At 45.2% G+C, this 16445-nt stretch carries 17 protein-coding genes and 4 tRNA genes; 17 read left to right on the top strand and 4 right to left on the bottom strand.

Annotated features, from left to right (window positions below):
• The first annotated feature begins 17 nt into the window (after window positions 1-17).
• The 8 genes from U5K77_01255 (at window position 18) to U5K77_01220 (ending at window position 6950) form a co-directional block, all read left to right on the top strand.
• Window positions 18-1085, top strand: a complete 1068-nt coding sequence (locus U5K77_01255) for a type IV pilus twitching motility protein PilT (protein MDZ7744367.1) — start codon at window positions 18-20, stop codon at window positions 1083-1085.
• Between the two features lie 102 nt (window positions 1086-1187).
• Window positions 1188-2405, top strand: a complete 1218-nt coding sequence (locus tag U5K77_01250) for a type II secretion system F family protein (protein ID MDZ7744366.1) — start codon at window positions 1188-1190, stop codon at window positions 2403-2405.
• A 90-nt stretch (window positions 2406-2495) separates the two neighbouring features.
• Window positions 2496-2978 (top strand): type II secretion system protein, encoded by a 483-nt coding sequence (locus U5K77_01245; GenBank protein MDZ7744365.1) that lies wholly within the window; start codon window positions 2496-2498, stop codon window positions 2976-2978.
• Window positions 2979-3064: 86 nt separating this feature from the next.
• Complete coding sequence (locus tag U5K77_01240; protein ID MDZ7744364.1) at window positions 3065-3919, top strand: prepilin peptidase; 855 nt, start codon at window positions 3065-3067, stop codon at window positions 3917-3919.
• Between the two features lie 39 nt (window positions 3920-3958).
• A complete protein-coding gene (locus U5K77_01235; GenBank protein ID MDZ7744363.1) occupies window positions 3959-4810 on the top strand; it encodes a hypothetical protein in 852 nt (283 codons plus the stop codon).
• The gene (locus tag U5K77_01230; GenBank protein ID MDZ7744362.1) at window positions 4807-5256 is read left to right on the top strand and encodes a prepilin-type N-terminal cleavage/methylation domain-containing protein; all 450 of its coding nucleotides are present in this window, start codon (window positions 4807-4809) and stop codon (window positions 5254-5256) included. The genes U5K77_01235 and U5K77_01230 overlap by 4 nt, the downstream gene beginning before the upstream one ends.
• On the top strand, window positions 5253-5879 hold the full coding sequence (locus U5K77_01225; protein MDZ7744361.1) for a prepilin-type N-terminal cleavage/methylation domain-containing protein: 627 nt from the start codon (window positions 5253-5255) through the stop codon (window positions 5877-5879). The genes U5K77_01230 and U5K77_01225 overlap by 4 nt, the downstream gene beginning before the upstream one ends.
• 21 nt (window positions 5880-5900) lie before the next feature.
• A complete protein-coding gene (locus tag U5K77_01220; GenBank protein ID MDZ7744360.1) occupies window positions 5901-6950 on the top strand; it encodes a pilus assembly PilX N-terminal domain-containing protein in 1050 nt (349 codons plus the stop codon).
• A gap of 29 nt (window positions 6951-6979) precedes the next feature.
• Here U5K77_01220 and xerA read toward each other — a convergent pair whose 3' ends face one another.
• Both xerA and U5K77_01210 read right to left on the bottom strand, forming a co-directional pair.
• Window positions 6980-7888, bottom strand: a complete 909-nt coding sequence (gene xerA / locus U5K77_01215) for a site-specific tyrosine recombinase/integron integrase (GenBank protein ID MDZ7744359.1) — start codon at window positions 7886-7888, stop codon at window positions 6980-6982.
• A gap of 2 nt (window positions 7889-7890) precedes the next feature.
• Window positions 7891-8205 (bottom strand): GIY-YIG nuclease family protein, encoded by a 315-nt coding sequence (locus U5K77_01210; protein ID MDZ7744358.1) that lies wholly within the window; start codon window positions 8203-8205, stop codon window positions 7891-7893.
• On the opposite strand from U5K77_01210, the gene ndk reads away from it, so the two are divergent.
• The 4 genes from ndk to U5K77_01190 all read left to right on the top strand — a co-directional run bounded on the left by ndk (window position 8116) and on the right by U5K77_01190 (window position 10680).
• Window positions 8116-8772 carry a nucleoside-diphosphate kinase gene (gene ndk / locus U5K77_01205; protein MDZ7744357.1) on the top strand — a complete coding sequence of 219 codons (657 nt, stop codon included), beginning with the start codon at window positions 8116-8118 and terminating at the stop codon, window positions 8770-8772. The two genes, U5K77_01210 and ndk, sit on opposite strands and share 90 nt — an antisense overlap.
• 36 nt (window positions 8773-8808) lie before the next feature.
• Window positions 8809-8883 (top strand) — tRNA-Arg (locus tag U5K77_01200).
• A 140-nt stretch (window positions 8884-9023) separates the two neighbouring features.
• Entirely contained in the window at window positions 9024-9584 is a 561-nt protein-coding gene (locus tag U5K77_01195) for a PH domain-containing protein (protein ID MDZ7744356.1), read from the top strand.
• Window positions 9571-10680 (top strand): peptidylprolyl isomerase, encoded by a 1110-nt coding sequence (locus U5K77_01190; protein MDZ7744355.1) that lies wholly within the window; start codon window positions 9571-9573, stop codon window positions 10678-10680. The genes U5K77_01195 and U5K77_01190 overlap by 14 nt, the downstream gene beginning before the upstream one ends.
• A 63-nt stretch (window positions 10681-10743) precedes the next feature.
• Here the strand turns inward: U5K77_01190 and U5K77_01185 are convergent.
• A tRNA-Asp gene (locus tag U5K77_01185) sits at window positions 10744-10819 on the bottom strand.
• A gap of 770 nt (window positions 10820-11589) precedes the next feature.
• Between U5K77_01185 and U5K77_01180 the strand changes: the two genes are divergently transcribed.
• The 4 genes from U5K77_01180 (at window position 11590) to U5K77_01165 (ending at window position 13886) form a co-directional block, all read left to right on the top strand.
• Window positions 11590-11665: transfer RNA gene (locus U5K77_01180), tRNA-Thr, on the top strand.
• Between the two features lies 1 nt (window position 11666).
• A tRNA-Gly gene (locus U5K77_01175) sits at window positions 11667-11740 on the top strand.
• Between the two features lie 173 nt (window positions 11741-11913).
• A complete protein-coding gene (locus U5K77_01170; protein ID MDZ7744354.1) occupies window positions 11914-12261 on the top strand; it encodes a hypothetical protein in 348 nt (115 codons plus the stop codon).
• Between the two features lie 14 nt (window positions 12262-12275).
• Window positions 12276-13886, top strand: a complete 1611-nt coding sequence (locus U5K77_01165; protein MDZ7744353.1) for a glycosyltransferase family 2 protein — start codon at window positions 12276-12278, stop codon at window positions 13884-13886.
• A 102-nt stretch (window positions 13887-13988) separates the two neighbouring features.
• Here the strand turns inward: U5K77_01165 and U5K77_01160 are convergent, their stop codons facing one another.
• On the bottom strand, window positions 13989-14411 hold the full coding sequence (locus U5K77_01160; protein ID MDZ7744352.1) for a hypothetical protein: 423 nt from the start codon (window positions 14409-14411) through the stop codon (window positions 13989-13991).
• 520 nt (window positions 14412-14931) lie between these two features.
• On the opposite strand from U5K77_01160, the gene tgt reads away from it, so the two are divergent.
• Window positions 14932-16203: a tRNA guanosine(34) transglycosylase Tgt gene (gene tgt, locus U5K77_01155; protein MDZ7744351.1), complete on the top strand. Its 1272-nt coding sequence runs from the start codon at window positions 14932-14934 to the stop codon at window positions 16201-16203.
• The last annotated feature ends 242 nt before the right edge of the window (window positions 16204-16445 follow it).

The raw sequence follows: 16445 nt of genomic DNA, 5'->3' as shown, positions 1-16445 counted from the left end.
ACAACGGAAGGGTGGATATGGCAGCACAACCAAGAATCGAAGTATTACTAGAAGAAGTTATTAAAAAGAAAGCATCCGATCTTCATATTCAGGTTGGTTTGCCGCCGATGTTGAGGGTTGACGGTGCGCTAGTTGCGGTACAGAGCGCTGATGCACTAACAGAAGAAGCCGTCGAAACACTTATTTTTGCAATCTTGGACGACGATCAAAAGCAAATACTACTAAAAGACAAAGAGTTTGATTTTAGTTTTGCCTTTGGGGATCTTGGCCGTTTTCGTGTTAACGCGTTTCATGAGCGAGGCAACTTGGCTGCAGCACTTCGTTTGATTCCAAACGAAATTTTAAGCGTGGAACAACTTGGTTTACCGCAAACAGTGAGTAAATTTGCAGACTATCCTCGAGGATTAGTACTGGTTACTGGTCCAACCGGCTCCGGTAAATCAACTACACTTGCCGCTATTTTAGATAAAATTAACAGCGAACGCTCAGCGCATATTGTTACTATTGAGGATCCTGTCGAGTTTACTCATAAACCCAAAAAGTCTGTAGTTGTGCAGCGCGAAGTTCATTACGATACTTACTCCTTTTCAGCAGCATTACGCAGTAGCTTACGTCAAGATCCTGACGTTGTTTTGATCGGTGAAATGCGTGACCTTGAGACGATTGCCGCAGCTATCACTATTGCTGAGACCGGCCACCTAGTGCTTGCAACGTTGCATACTAACTCCGCGTCGCAGAGTATCGACCGTATGGTTGATGTGTTTCCGCCGCACCAACAGCCACAAATTCGTACCCAGTTATCAAATATCCTAATGGCAATTTGCTCACAAAGACTTGTGCCGGGAATTGGGGGTGGGCGCGTGGTTGCTGCAGAGGTTCTTATTGCGACGTCAGCAGTGCGCAATATTATCCGTGAAGGTAAAACACACCAGCTAGAAGCAGTTATTCAAACCGGGTCAGATCATGGCATGCAATCTATGGATAAAACGCTGGTTAATTTGATCCATAACGGTACCATAACGTATGAAGAAGCAAGAATGGTTGCAGTTGATATTGAAGAGCTTGATCGACTAATGAGAGGATAATGGAAGTATAATGTTAAAAGTTTATAAGATTAATAAAGCAAAAAACAGAGTACTTTCAACTTTCAACTTTCAACTTTCAACTCGTAAAACCGGAGATTCTGTATGCTAACGTTTACTTATACAGCCCGCAATCCCGCCACTGGCGAAAAGGTTAAAGCCGAGGTTCAAGCTGATAGCGAACAGGCAGCCGCAAAACTTATTCACCAAGAAGGCCTCGCACCGATTGATATAAAAGCCAAAGAGAGCACCCAAAAAGGTTTTGGCAAGATAAAAAATAGAATCCGTGCCAAGGATAAGGTGCTTTTCTCGCGACAATTGTCAACCCTGATTAACGCAGGCTTGCCGTTGATTCAAGCATTACGAAATGTGGCGAAACAAACACAAAATTCAGCCCTGGAAACAGTAGTTAGCCAATTGATTAACGATGTTGAAGCCGGAATGACCTTATCCAAAGCAATGGACAAACACTCAAATGTGTTTGATCAAGTATATGTAAATATGATTGCTGCCGGTGAAACCTCGGGCACCCTTGATAAATCGCTAGAGCGACTTGCAGATCAACAAGAGAAAGATGCTGAGTTGATGAGTAAGGTGCGCGGCGCGATGGTTTATCCAGTTATTGTTATTTTGGTTATGCTTGGAGTTGTCATATTTATGATTGTGAGCGTATTACCACAGGTGGAACAACTATATGCTGGCCTGCCAGGCGCCCAACTTCCGCTTGTTACGCGTGTTTTGTTGGCCATTTCCTCGTTTGTTATTAATTTTTGGTGGGTCGTCTTACTTTGTATCGGCTTAATCGCATTCTTTACGAGTAGATGGGTTAAAACACTTGGCGGAAAAAGCTTAGTAGACAGGCTAAAAATGAAAATATGGCCAATATCCCCGCTTTTTATGAAGATGTACATGGCGCGATTCGCGCGCACAGGAACAACTCTAATTGCTAGTGGAGTGCCACTTATCCAAATGTTGGAGATTACGGCCAAGAGTATCAATAATGTACACGTAGAGAAGAGTCTCCGGAATGCCATTGAGAAGGTTAGGGGAGGGAAATCGCTGTCTGATTCTCTTAAAGATGATGGGAATTTCTTACCGCTTGTTCCAGATATGCTTAGTATAGGTGAACAATCTGGTTCTATAGAAGAGATGATGAGTAAAGTAGCAGACTATTATGAAAAAGAAGTTGATAACCAAGTGAAGGCTATATCCACAATAATTGAACCAGTCTTGATGGTAATTCTCGGTATTTTTGCTTTCATAATCGTTGCTGCAATATTACTACCCATCTATGGGCTAGCCGGACAAGGAGTCATACGTTGATTTATACAGGGTTGCATTTCAATAGCATTAGCGTTAAGCTTGCTTCATATAGTAGCGTAAATTATAAAGTGCAAAGGGGGCGTTTGCATTATGAAAACTAAAACAGATAAAAACAAGAAAGGGTCGGTCTTAGGCAGCTCTAACGGTTTTACGATCATTGAAGTTTTGATTGTACTAGCAATTGCCGGATTGATTATGCTGGTGGTGTTTTTGGCTGTTCCGGCACTTCAACGAAACAGTCGAAATACTCAACGTCGCAACGACGTCGCCTCTTATCTGGGTGCTGTAAATGAGTTCGTTGCCAATAATAATGGCCAACTGCCCTCCGATAACGACGATGTTACAACAATTAATGATTTAGCCAACTTGGGTTTTCTTGAACCGCCGACCAGTGTGGATTCCGGTGCTCAATCCAGCGAAGTTGATATTGATGCAATGCAATTGGTTTCAGGTGCCAGATGTGACGAGTCAGAAATAGGGGACACGTTAGCTGGTTCTAGCCGCCAAATAGCAGTTCGATTTTCTGTTGAAGATTCAACTGGCGGAGCTGTTCCTCAATGTCAAGAGGGCTAAAGTATTACTGCAAGTAATAAAAAGGATGCGATGTGCAAAAAGCGGCCACAGATTGGCCGCTTTTTATGTGATAAGATTAAGCGTAAATGATTTATGTAATACTGTTTATTTACGGCCTAGCGCTGGGTAGTTTTGTAAATGCTCTAGTGTTTCGAATACACCAAAGCATTAAACACGCAAAAACTCGCAAATCAAAAAAAATAAAAAGTAAAAATAGTCTTTGGCAAGGCGATTATGGCTTATTTGGCCGATCGATGTGCCCACATTGTAAACATGCGCTTAACCCAAAGGATTTAATCCCACTTGTTAGCTGGCTTACCTTGAAGGGAAGGTGCCGCTATTGTCATAAATCAATAAATTGGCAATATCCGGCTGTAGAGCTGACGACTGGGTTGCTTTTCGTTATGTCGTACCTTGCATGGCCGTATGGTTTTGAGCTAGCCGGCTGGGTGCTATTTGTTAGCTGGTTGGTGTTGTTGACGGGCTTGGTTGCTCTGACTGTTTACGACATTAAGTGGATGTTACTACCCAACAAGCTGGTTTACCCGCTAGGAATATTTTGGGTGGTCGTTAGTATTGTGTGGGTATTATTTCAAGGTAATCTTTCTGACATTTTTTCACTAGTTTTAGCTACAATTGTTGGTGGCGGGTTTTTCTGGATTCTGTTTCAGGTATCGGATGGCAGATGGATTGGTGGCGGGGATGTAAAGCTTGGTTTTTTACTTGGCTTACTCGCTGGCAGCGCACTAAAAGCTGCTGGAGTAATCTTTCTATCGTCTATAATTGGGACGATCACAGTTTTGCCGTTCCTGCTTACCAAGCGATTGCAAGTTGCCAACAAAATACCGTTTGGTCCATTTCTTATCATCGCAGGTATCATTATGTTTTTGTGGGGTGATCTGTTGGTTCAGTGGTACAGCACTAATATCTTACTCATATAATGCCTCTTGCCCAAGAAGTGCTTATGCTATACTGACGCTATGAAACGTGGCAGAAAGCCGCAAGGTTATACCATTATTGAAACTATGATTTTTTTGACGGTTTCGTCAGTACTGTTCGTGAGTGCTGCAGGGATGATGGCTGGTCGTCAAGCTCGGGCAGAATTTCAGTATGGAATACAGGAATTCAATGTTCAACTACGCGACATCATGAATGATGTGTCTACTGGTTATTACGAGTATCGTGAAGGCGCACGGTGCGTAGTCGCTTCTGGGAGTTTACCGACGATTACCCAAACAGCAGAAGGCAGACAAGGACAGAATCCCGACTGCATATTTATTGGCAGGGTAATACAGTTTCACCCGAACGATACAGATTGGCCAGCAGCAGAAATGTACAGAACGTTTTCTGTTGCTGGACGACGGCAGATAGATGGCCGGGATGTACAGAATTTGTCGGAGGCAAGCACTATTCCGTTAACCCCATACAATAATGCCACATTGGCAGCACCAGATCTCACATCAGACACCCTGATTCCGAGCGGGGTAAGCGTAGTTTGGGTGCGCAGTGGAGGTGCAGGTGGCGATCCTATTGGAGCCGTTGGTTTTTTCACTGATTTCGCACAGCAAGGACAGTCCGGCTCGGGGGGGGCTGAAGGTGGTGCACGTAATGTTGACTTGTTGCCGATTGAAGGCTCACAGCTTGGACAAGATAAAATGGCCATGGCAAATGCGATTGTGCAAGACAGTGCTACGTCATCTGTTAATCCCGAAGGCGGTGTAGCGGTTTGTTTAGAGAGTGGTGGCGGGAATAATCATGCAATTATTACAATTGGCAGCAAGGGTTCGCCGTATACCGAGCTATCAATCCAGGGAGGAGATTGTCCATCATGAGCAGACTTCGTATATCCGAGCGTGGCGACACCATTGTTGAAGTCCTAATAGCGATAGCTATTGTATCGCTTGTGCTCGGGGGTGCGTATGTGTCTGCTCGTCGGTCGCTACAGATGAACCAACGGGCTGCCGAGCGTGTTGAGGCATCAAAAGTGGTTGAACAGCAACTCGAGAAGCTTAAAACAGTCGCTGCACAACCGGACAACGATTTATTCGCTTCTGACACAACCGAGCCTTACTGTATCGACGGGAGTTTAGTCCGACAGGATAATCTAAATGAGTGTCGGTTCGGTCCCGACGATGGAGGCAGTGGGAGGTATCAAGTACAAATTTTTCGTGATTCCTCCAGTGATGGGAGATATGTTTTTAATGTTCGTGCCCAGTGGGATCGTCTAGGCGGAGGTGATCCACAGATGCTAAATGCGTACTACAGGGTGTATCCATGAGCATGCATCGCAGCAACGATGGGTTTACTATTATCGAATTACTCGTTGCCACGGCTGTTTTTTCTACCATTTTGTTGCTCATAAGTGTCGGTATTATTCAGGTGGGCAAAATGTTTTACAAGGGTGTCACCATAACAGCAACCAGCGAGACAGCACGCGTGATACTAGAAGATGTGTCACAAGCTATACAGTTTAATGCCGATAGTGTAGAACCTGTTATAGCCGAGAATGGGAACTCGCAGGGTTTTTGTGTAGGTTCACGTCGGTATAGTTATGTACTCCATCGTCAACTAGCGAACACACCTGTGGATGAGCAGGTTAGCAATGCGCTTGTGGTGGATTCGGTCGCATCATGTAATAGTCTTACGCCAGCCCAGGATGTCATCGCCGATCCAGAAGGGAGGGAGCTGCTGGGATTACATATGCGTCTTGCAAACCTCGAAGTTCAACCTCTATCTACCGAAGGGCTGTACAGCATCAGTCTGACAGTCATTTATGGAGATGATGACTTATTGGTAGACAGAACAGGGGATGGCAATTTAGATAGTTGTGAGACTATAACAGGTTCGGAGTTTTGTTCGGTGGCCGAATTGGATACAATTGTGCAAAAGCGTATACAATAAGAGAAGTGCAAAAGTATGGATATGAAGAAACTCAAAAAATTACATAATAAACAAGAAGGACTCGTTTCTATATTGGTAACAATGGTGATGATTTTTATCCTCACTTTAATTGTGCTCAGTTTCTCGCGAATCACACACCGTGAGCAGCAGCAGGCACTTGACCGGCAGCTTAGCTCACAAGCTTTTTACGCTGCTGAGTCTGGAGTCAATGATGCTGTCGAGGCCCTTCGGGTTGGCGACTGGCAACCATATGACCAAAAAACTGACTGTGACCCCGTAGAGGGCTACGATAATGTGCTCGACGGAGTTGACGGAGCGATTTCTTATAGTTGTTTGTTGATTGATCCGACACCACACTCTTTGGAGTATGGCAATATCGGGGTCGGCGAAGCTCGTGTTGTGCCTGTTAACCCAGAAGGCGTCGGTAACGTCGGAGAGGCAACAATTTACTGGGGCTCTGCTGACGGTGATAATGCATTAACGGGCTGTCCTTCTGGTACTGAAAATCAGTTCCCGCAGGAATGGTTCGCAGATTGCGCCCCTGCTGTACTGAGATTCGATATTGTTCCAACTGGTGCTGCCAACCTACAAAGAAGTTCACTTGTGACAAACACGGCCACAGTTTTTGCCCTACCAATGAGTAGTGGTGGGACGAATAGCATCAATGTTTCACAAGCTTCAGGGGGCAATCAGGGTGCCACTGTGGGCGTTAACTGTGACCCTGAAGGCACACCACAGCATTGTAGGCTTACCATAGAAGGGCTGAACCAAGGATCCGAGTATCATTTACGTATCACCGCGCTATATAAGGCAGCTTCAATGACAATATGTTCACCAGATTGCGGTAGCGGGGCGCATAGATTGCTTAATGCACAAGCTCTCGTTGATGCTACTGGGCGCGCGAATGATGTGCTCCGTCGGATACAAGTTCGAGTTAACTCAAGCACCATTGAGGGTCCGGTGCCCTCTTACGCGATTGAGTCGAATCAGACCATCTGTAAACAGTTCTCTGTTATTCCTGGCGATAGTGTACTGAATATTGGCAGTGATCCTGCCTGCAATATCGACTAGAGTTAGATTACCGAAATCAGATTGCTCTACTATTTGCGGTGGAATTTTTCGTGGACGGATTTTAGGTGCGGGTCAGTGACGTGAGTATATATTTGTGTGGTGGATATGTTGCTGTGGCCTAGCATAGCCTGAACAGAGCGCAAGTCCGCGCCGTTCATGAGTAAATCAGTTGCGAAGGAGTGCCTAAGTGTATGCGGGCTAACATGTTTAGTAATGCCGGCGAGCAGGGCGTAGCGGGCGACCATGCGCTGAATACTGCGAGCCGTAAGCCGGTGGAAATTGCCACTGGTATCAACTTGCTTGCTGCCACTATAGCGTATAAATAAGGGTCTGGTTGTATCGGTTCGTTTGTCTAAATATTGTTGCACCCAGTGCGCTGCAGCTTCACTGATAAAAATCGGGCGGTCTTTCTGGCCTTTACCGCGTACCATAAACTCACGCCGTTTGAGGTTAACGTGATCTTTATCGAGTCCGACCAGCTCAGAAACACGTAACCCAGATGAAAACAACAGCTCTAGGATAGCTCGATCGCGGAGTCCTGGCAGTGTTTCAATCTTAGGCATCATGAACATTTGTTCAATTTCTTCGGCAGTTAAGAACGTAACTTGTTTGCGTTTGGTGCGTGCCAGCTCAATTTTATCGGCGGTGAGCGCTGGAATATTTCGTTTGGCGCAGTATTTCAAAAAGCTGCGCAAGGCAATCAGGTGGTAATTTTGGGTAGTTTTTTGCAGCTCATCGCTCGTATTGGTACCTAGTCGATTGAGCCATAGCCGCCATTTGCGAACAAGCTCTGGGTTAATGTCACTGACATTTATATCACCGGCAAAATCAACTAGACGAGTCAAATAATGGTCATAATTAGCAATGGTTTTTTGTGAGCGATTTTGTTCAATCTCCAGATATTCTAAAAAATCAGTTTTGGCTTTTTCAAATCGCATACCTAGTTGTAGCCTTTCTGTTGGCTTGAGTTGCCAGACGATAATAGTTGTTTGCGTATCATCCTTCTGAGCGCTTGTTTGCCGGAGCTGGTCTTGAGATATTTTTCTCGTCGTCTGGCATCTTCTTCACTCCTATGTGCTTCATAATACAGGATCTCCCAAGGACGGTAAGGTTTAGTGGAAGGACTCAAGCCAGCGTTGTGTTCTGTTATGCAACCCCTTAGGTTATGAGTGAAGCCTACGTAGTAACTGGCGTTCGAAAGCGAACGCAGCACGTAGACGTAACAGAACACGACAGAAAGCTCACTACTAGGCATACGCTTATTATAGAACAGACAGCTATATTTTGCGACGCATGCTGGGGTCACCACTTCTTATCTGTTATAATACGTAAAACAAACCAAGAAAGGACAAGTAAATTGGAACGGACACTCATAATACTCAAGCCTGACGCACTACAGCGCGGGTTAATCGGTGAAATTACCAGCCGTTTTGAAGATAAAGGGTTAAGGCTTATTGGAATGAAAATGATGCGCCTGGATGCCGCACTACTAAGGGCGCATTATGCACATCTAACCGACAAACCTTTTTATAAGGGTATAGAAAATTTCATGACCAGCTCACCAGTGGTTGCCATGGCCTGGGAAGGGTTTGAATGCGTTAATTCTGTAAGAATCTTAGTTGGGGCGACCAATCCGCGCCAGGCCGATGCCGGTACAATCCGCGGAGATTATGCTATTGGCCAGGGGCGTAACCTAATTCATGCTTCGGATAGTAAAGAAAACGGTGAAGAAGAAATCGAACGGTTTTTTGATAGCTACGAATTGTTCGATTACGAAAAGTCTGAATATGACCATTTGTACGAAGACTACGAGCGAGAATAATATGCTATAGTTCGCGGGAGTCCGTTTGGGCTGCTTGTCCCTGTAGTTTAATGGATAGAACAAATCCCTCCTAAGGATTAGATCCTGGTTCGATTCCAGGTGGGGACACCAAAAGGAATATATGAAAGAAATATACCTTGTTACCGGAAATCCCAAAAAACTCAGCCAGCACACTCTTCACTAACCACTATCCACTAATCACTAACCACTACTTTTACCACCTCTAGCTAAAAACCTAGTACAATATCCTTATGTCTAAAAAAAGCAAAACCGAGTCTGAAAAATATTTCGACGATCAACTAGATGACGAAGAAGTGTTATTTGTGTTCCGTAAACACCCCGTAGTTATGCGTAAAGGACTTATACTCGGAATGCTTATGCTGCTTGTTGGAACAATCCCGGCTTTCATTGAGCCAACGTATACCTATCTGTTTGGCGGGCTGGCGGCTGGTTTTGTGCTTGGCATTGTAGTTTTTATGCCGGCATGGATAGCCTGGTATTACAGCGTGTTTATCGTAACTGATCAAAGGTTTATCCAGATTACTCAGCGCGGGCTGTTTCATCACAGTACCGTAGACCTTAGCCTTAACCAGATTCAGAGCATAAATTACGAGGTCAGCGGCTTTCAAGCGACAGTACTTGGTTATGGTACAATACTCGTACAAACGTATATGGGTGATTTGGTGATTCACGATATTCATCACCCCAGTGAGATTTATAAAAAAATGTTGGTTATCTTGCGCGATCAGGGTATTTCAGCAGCATCACCGGCTAACGCGGGAGCCTCAATAAACGACAATGAAGAAGCTTAAAAAAGTTCTCAGCAAGACTCCGTTCGTAAAAAGTGAGCCTACAGAGGATATGCCGGCTGAGAATCCGCCACGCATAACCAACGAGACTGTAGCAGAACATCGTGAGGCAGTGCTCGGGCGGGCGCGCAAATATATTTTGCCACTCCAGCATTCTAAACACCGTATTATTGTTATCTCTTTGAGCTTACTCATCGCGACTTTGGTGGCCTTTTTTGCATATTGCACTTTGGCGCTATACCGGTTCCAGGATAATTCGGTGTTTATGTACAGAGTTACGCAAGTTATTCCGTTTCCGATTGCTCGTAGTGGTAGCAATTTTGTAGCATACGAAAACTACCTGTTCGAGCTGCGCCATTACATGCATTACTACGAACACCATCAAGAGTTAGATTTTAGCAGTGACGCTGGGCAACGGCAGTTAGCTGAATTTAAGCGCCGCGCACTAGAGAAAGTTATTAACGATTCATATATCAAACAATTGGCGCGTGAGCATAGTATTGCTGTTAGCAGCCAGGAGGTAGATGACCAGATTGCAATTGTGCGTAGCCAAAATCGGCTGGGAGGTAATGAGCAGGTACTAGAAGATGTGCTGCGTGAATTTTGGGGTTGGTCTCTCGATGACTTTAAGCGGTCACTTCATCAGCAGCTCTTATCAGAAAAGCTAGTAGCAGAACTAGACACAGAAACCCAAGAACGAGCTCAAGCGGCGTATGCTCAGCTTGAATCCGGCGTAGATTTTGCTGATGTTGCACAAGAATTCTCAGACGATCCGGCCACTAGAGATAATGGTGGTGCGTTTGGGTTTGATATTAGCCGTTCGGATCGGAACCTGACGGCACATACCACGGACGCCTTATTTAGATTAGATGAGGGTGAGTATTCTGAAGTCATAAATATCGGCTATGCCTTGCAAATCGTTAAATTGTCCGAACGGGAAGGTGAGCAAGTTAAGGGGGCGCATATATTGTTTAACTTAAAAGACGTTGAAGAATTTATTAACGACAAAAAAGCCGAGCAACCCGCTCGCTCCTACATAACCTTACCAGAACCTCCAGAGCAAGACCCAACCGAATTGCCACCAGAGTTGCAGGAGTAATCTACACAAGCTAGCCGAATACATAATGAAAAAGCCGCCACCATAAGGTGACGACTCTTTCATTGGCGGGCTCGACCGGATTTGAACCGGCGATCTCCTCCGTGACAGGGAGGCGTGATAACCCCTTCACTACGAGCCCTCGTCAGAACCGACGGTCGGTTTGCGGTAAAGCAAGGTGTTGCTTTACCTTCATCCTCTGGTCGCTTCTTCCTCTCAGTTTTTCAAACAGTCGAGCCGGCAAAGCCGACTCCTTGGTTTGAAAAACTGGTTCAGACAAACGATCACCGAGGCTCTGCATCCAAACGCAACGGTTGTGAGCGCTTGGTGGTCACTAAACCAAAATGACAAAAATGATGATAGCAGTTACAGAGGTAAAAAGCAAACAGCCATTTGTACGACGCATCACTAACTTACGAGCAGCAGCGATATTGACGCAGGTCGTTTTATCAATATAATTGTCTTCATGCCAATGCCAAGAAAACCAAGACTAGCTTGTATTGCGTGTAAACGTGAGACTGCACGCCCAAACTATAAATATTGTAGTAATCAGTGTCAGGCAGACTACAGATACACCCTCTACATAAGCAGATGGCTTAAAGGAAAGGTTTCTGGCATGCAAGCACACGGAGTGGTGTCTAGGTATGTTAAGCGGTATCTACGGATTAAGTTTAATAACCAGTGTTGTCTATGTGGTTGGGCGGAGTTGAATGTTAAAACAGGACAAACTCCTTTAGTTGCTGATCACATTGACGGTAACTGGAGGAATAATACAGAGGGTAATTTGCGGTTAATCTGTCCAAACTGTGATGCTATCTCTGCAACCTACGCAGCGTTGAACATGGGCAATGGCAGAAAACATAGGAAATTGAGTAGGAGGGTGATAGAAGGTCGGTTATTATCTTCTAGTGCGCCGGAGTAACTCAGCTGGTAGAGTAGCTGTTTCGTAAATAGCAAGTCGTGGGTTCGAGCCCCATCTCCGGCTCCAAGCGAGATTAGTATAATGGTAGTATATCTGCTTCCCAAGCAGGAGACACGGGTTCGATTCCCGTATCTCGCACCATTCGACAAGCTCATGGTGAACCATTCGACTCGCTACGCACGCCATGGTAAACCGATTCGACAGGCTCATGGTAAACCAGCCGGCGCACTAGGCACTAGTCGCTAAGCACTCGCCACTCAATTACTTCTAAGATAACTTTTAACTTTTCAAGTTTAGCTTTACACTTATACGAAATGGCTGCAAAAAAATACTTTCACGATCGACTAATCTTATTATTGCTCAGCGTTAATATATTCTTAGCGCTTTTGACGATTGTGCTCGTATTGCTGAGGCTAGACTTTGCCAGCAGCGGACAGATTATTCAGTACCGCTCAAACCTTGGGTTAAACGCATTTAAAACAGGCTCTGTCATCGGCATAATGAGTTTTATGGTTTTTTCCACTTTTGTGGCGGCATTTCACAGTTATTTAAGCTACAGGGCGTATCATATCCGTCGACATTTTGCTTTGGTGGTGCTGGGGCTTGGTACGTTACTGCTAATTCTGTCTCTCATCGTGAGTAACGCACTGCTAATTGTTTAATAAAGGATAAAACCGTGAAACATTTTGAGATTCCATATGTGCATGAGCGAGGTAAACGTTATCGTTTGCTTGAAATGCTGCCAGGGATACTAACTTGGTCTGTGCTGGCTCTTCCGTTTGTTTTGAGTCTTATAAATCCAACGATTACAGTGTTTTTCGTATTGGCTTATTTGTTGATGTGGTTAGCTAAGGCAATAGGATTAAATGTACGTTCCATACAGGGTTATAAAGCGTTAAAACGTCATCAGATTTTGCCGTGGACTCAGATGTTACAGGATCTACGTGGAGGCAGCGTAGACCAGCCAGATAAACAGATCCCGGCGTGGCACTACGAGAATGTTAAGCGTATTCAGGAACGGCCAAACCCAATTGATCCCAACGAGATTGTTCACGCCATTATCATCGCCACTTATAACGAAAGCCGTGACGTGCTGGAGCCAACCATCCAATCTGTGCTGGCTTCAGATTATGATGTAAGCCAAGTTATCCTTGTGCTGGCATACGAAGAGCGCGGCGGTTCTGAAGTAGAAGAACAGGCAGAATCACTTATGCGAGAGTACAAAAAGTATTTCAGGCATGCTTTTGCCGTAAAACATCCCAAGGATATACCCGGTGAAGTTATCGGGAAGGGAGGTAATATCACTTTTGCTGGACGTGAATTAGAGAAGTATATACGGCAAGAGAAGCTAGACCCACTTAATGTAATTGTGACAACGTTAGATGCAGATAACAGACCACATCCAAAGTATCTAAGCACTCTTAGCTATGTATATGCTGTGACACCCGATCCGCTATATATTTCGTTTCAACCAATTCCGATGTTTACTAATAATATTTGGGATGCACCGGCACCAATGCGTATTATCGCAACCGGAAATACGTTTTGGAATGTTGTACTGAGCTTGCGGCCGCACATGTTACGAAACTTCTCTAGCCATGCGCAAAGTCTGCAAACACTTATTGATACTGACTACTGGAGTGTCCGTACAATCGTAGAGGATGGCCACCAATTTTGGCGCACTTACTTCCGTTATGACGGCAATCACGAGGTGTATCCGATCTATCTGCCGGTATACCAAGACGCTGTTATGGCAAAGACTTATGTCAAAACACTCAAGGCACAGTTTATACAATTACGACGCTGGGCGTGGGGAGCCTCAGACATTGCTTATGTGCTAGAGATGGGTTTCTTCCGCAAGAACAAAATACCGCGCTGGAACTTGATCCAGAAATTTTTGCGCCTGTTAGAAGGGCATCTTAGCTGGGCCACCGCACCATTAATTTTGGCGTTTGCCGCCTTTATTCCGTTACTGCTTAACCCTGATAATTTCGCTGCCAACCAGCTACCGATGATTACCAGGCAAATACACACTATTGCGATGGTCGGAATTTTTATAGCTATGTTACTCAGCCTCAAGATATTGCCGCCAAAGCCCGAACGCTATAAACGGCACCGCTCGATTTTTATGGTAGCCCAGTGGGTTTTACTGCCGCTAACAACTATCGTTTATCATTCCATGGCGGCATTGTATTCACAGACCAGGTTGATGTTTGGTTGGTATATCGGCAAGTTTGACGTCACTGAAAAAACCACAATACGCGACGACAAACAAAAAATCACCTAGGTGAGTGCGGAGTACAAAGTACCTAGTACAGATAGGCTAGGTGTTAGTGATAAGTAAGCTCCTAAATCTAGCCCCTACACCCTATACCCTGCACCCTTCACCCTACACCCTCTTCTCTGGGTGGAAGGCAGCATAATGCGTGGCGGCTATCTTATCAAACCTTTGTAAAACCTTAAGACTAACCTCGACAATCACGTAAGTATCAACACAAGCCTCATGAGTATGGTTGTGTATCTGGTTAATAATAGTGCGCGTAAGGCTCTGAGCATCCTTCAGGGCGGTTTTGCGGTGCTTTAGGCTGTCATAGATACTCAGCATTAGTTTATCTCGTGAGAACGGCTCTAAATCGTTTGTTTTAGCTTCTGGTTTGCGTACAACGATACTGGCAGACAGGTCGGCCTCTTCAATTGAGGTAAAAACCGTACCGCATTGCTGGCAGTGGCGTCGACGCCAGACTGTGTTAGGCCGTTTTTGATGTCGCGAGTTAACAACTCTAGTTTCTCCTAAGCAATAGATGCAAATCATTTAACCCCCAGAGCTTTATTTAACATTGGGCATTTGGCACTTAACATCGGTCATTTACCATTTACCAATTAATTTCCATTTACCCTTTTAAAGACCTGAAAGATGGAAATTTTTAAATAGTTTATAGATGAAAATTGGTAATTGAGAATTATGCATAACATCGTAAACCATGTCAACATATTGACATATGGCAGTAAAAAATACCAGTGGAAAACTATATATTACTGTGGGCAACTTATTTTTTGGCATAAAAAAGCCCCTGACTCTCTCATGTGCCAGGGGCTTTGACGTCCTACGCAGCTTACTTGTTAGCAAGAGCAGGTCGGACGCGTCGTATACGACTTGTTGATTTCGCTGAGGTCAGTTCTTCGTAGAACAACTTAAACCCCTCGAGCGAACTCGAATTGGTACTCAAAGTATGAGTGCCTCCCGTTTAACGAACGGTAATATATGGCACAATTCACAACTTGTCAAGCATCTAGCTAAGTGTGCCGGTTACCGAGGTGCTACAATAACAGGGATGAATAATTCCAAAGACGGTTTTTTTACGAGCTCAATGCTCGGCACTTATGCACGTCGTGGCACTCTGAAAACACGCGCTGGTGATATATATACCCCTGTTTTTATGCCGGTCGGAACCCGTGGTGCTGTAAAAGGTTTATCGCCACAGCAAGTTCGTGAAACAGGGGCTCAAATCATTTTGGGCAATGCGTATCATCTACACCTGCAACCAGGCGAAAAAACTGTTAAGAAGCTTGGTGGGTTGCATGAGTTTACGCGGTGGGACGGTCCGATTTTGACTGATTCTGGTGGGTTTCAGGTGTTTTCACTGGCTCATATTACCAAGACTACCGAAGATGGCGTATCGTTTAAGGATCCTAAGTCCGGTGATAATGTTTTCCTGTCTCCAGAGAAGGCGATTCAGATACAACTTGAGCTAGGGGCAGATATTATCATGGCTTTTGATGATGTGACTGGGCTGGATGATACGGCTAGGCTACGTACTAAAGAGGCTTTTGATAGGACTCATCGCTGGCTGGAGCGATCGCTTGCAGAGTTCCAGAGGCAAACAAAAGACTTAAAACCCGGTGAGCGACCTCTGTTGTTTGGAATAGCACAAGGAGGGCTAGATAAGCAATTGCGCCAAAAAAGCCTGGAGTTTGTACAGTCACTGCCTGTAGACGGCATCGCAATTGGCGGCTTATCGGTTGGCGAGTCGCGCAAGGATATGCACGAGATGCTAGAATTTTTGGCGCCACTGTATGACAAATCACGACCTCACTATCTGATGGGGGTTGGTGATCCGACAGATTTTAGGTTTGCTATTGAGTGTGGGATTGACATGGTTGACTGCGTATTGGCTACACGGAATGCTCGTCATGGCACTGCCTGGGTCCACAACGGCTGCACCCCGGCTTCCTGCCAGACGGCGGAGCCGCCTGCGCCGAAGCCGGTTGCGGTACATCGCGGTGTCGAAACCCCCAGTACTCCTTCACCGTACCCTAAGTACGGCTCAGTCTGTGCTTCGGTTTCTCCTAGCGCTGTACTCGCATGCAGTCGTTGTGGCAAGGTTTTTGGGGCGAGGGATGAGAAGATGCATTTAACTAACGCGCAATTTATTGATGATAATAGGCCGATTGAGGAGGGTTGTGATTGTGCGACGTGCGCTTATGGTTATAGTCGTGGGTTCTTACGCCACCAGTTTAAGGTTAAGGAAAGTTTGGCCGGCAGCCTGGTGTCTATCCATAATATTCGGTACTTAAACCGGATTACAGAAACCTACCTAGGATAATAATTAATTGATCGATTTACTATACGAGCACTACACATAACAAAAAACCGGTCGCAAAGACCGGATTTTAATCTGGTGGGCGATATAGGATAGCGGACAAACGTCCTTTTCCGTTTGTTCGAATAGAAAATACCTTCGGTGCTTTCTATTCTTCGCTGCACTCCACCGAACCTCGGCTACGCCGAACGGTTCTCAGCTAGATAGCACTTACCAAATCAAAAACCGGTCGCAAAGACCGGATT

The organism is Candidatus Saccharibacteria bacterium (assembly GCA_034521515.1).
Lineage (GTDB): Bacteria > Patescibacteriota > Saccharimonadia > Saccharimonadales > JAXHMH01 > JAXHMH01.
The sequence above is the reverse complement of the archived record's forward strand: the minus strand, read 5'-3'. Positions and strand labels throughout refer to the sequence as shown.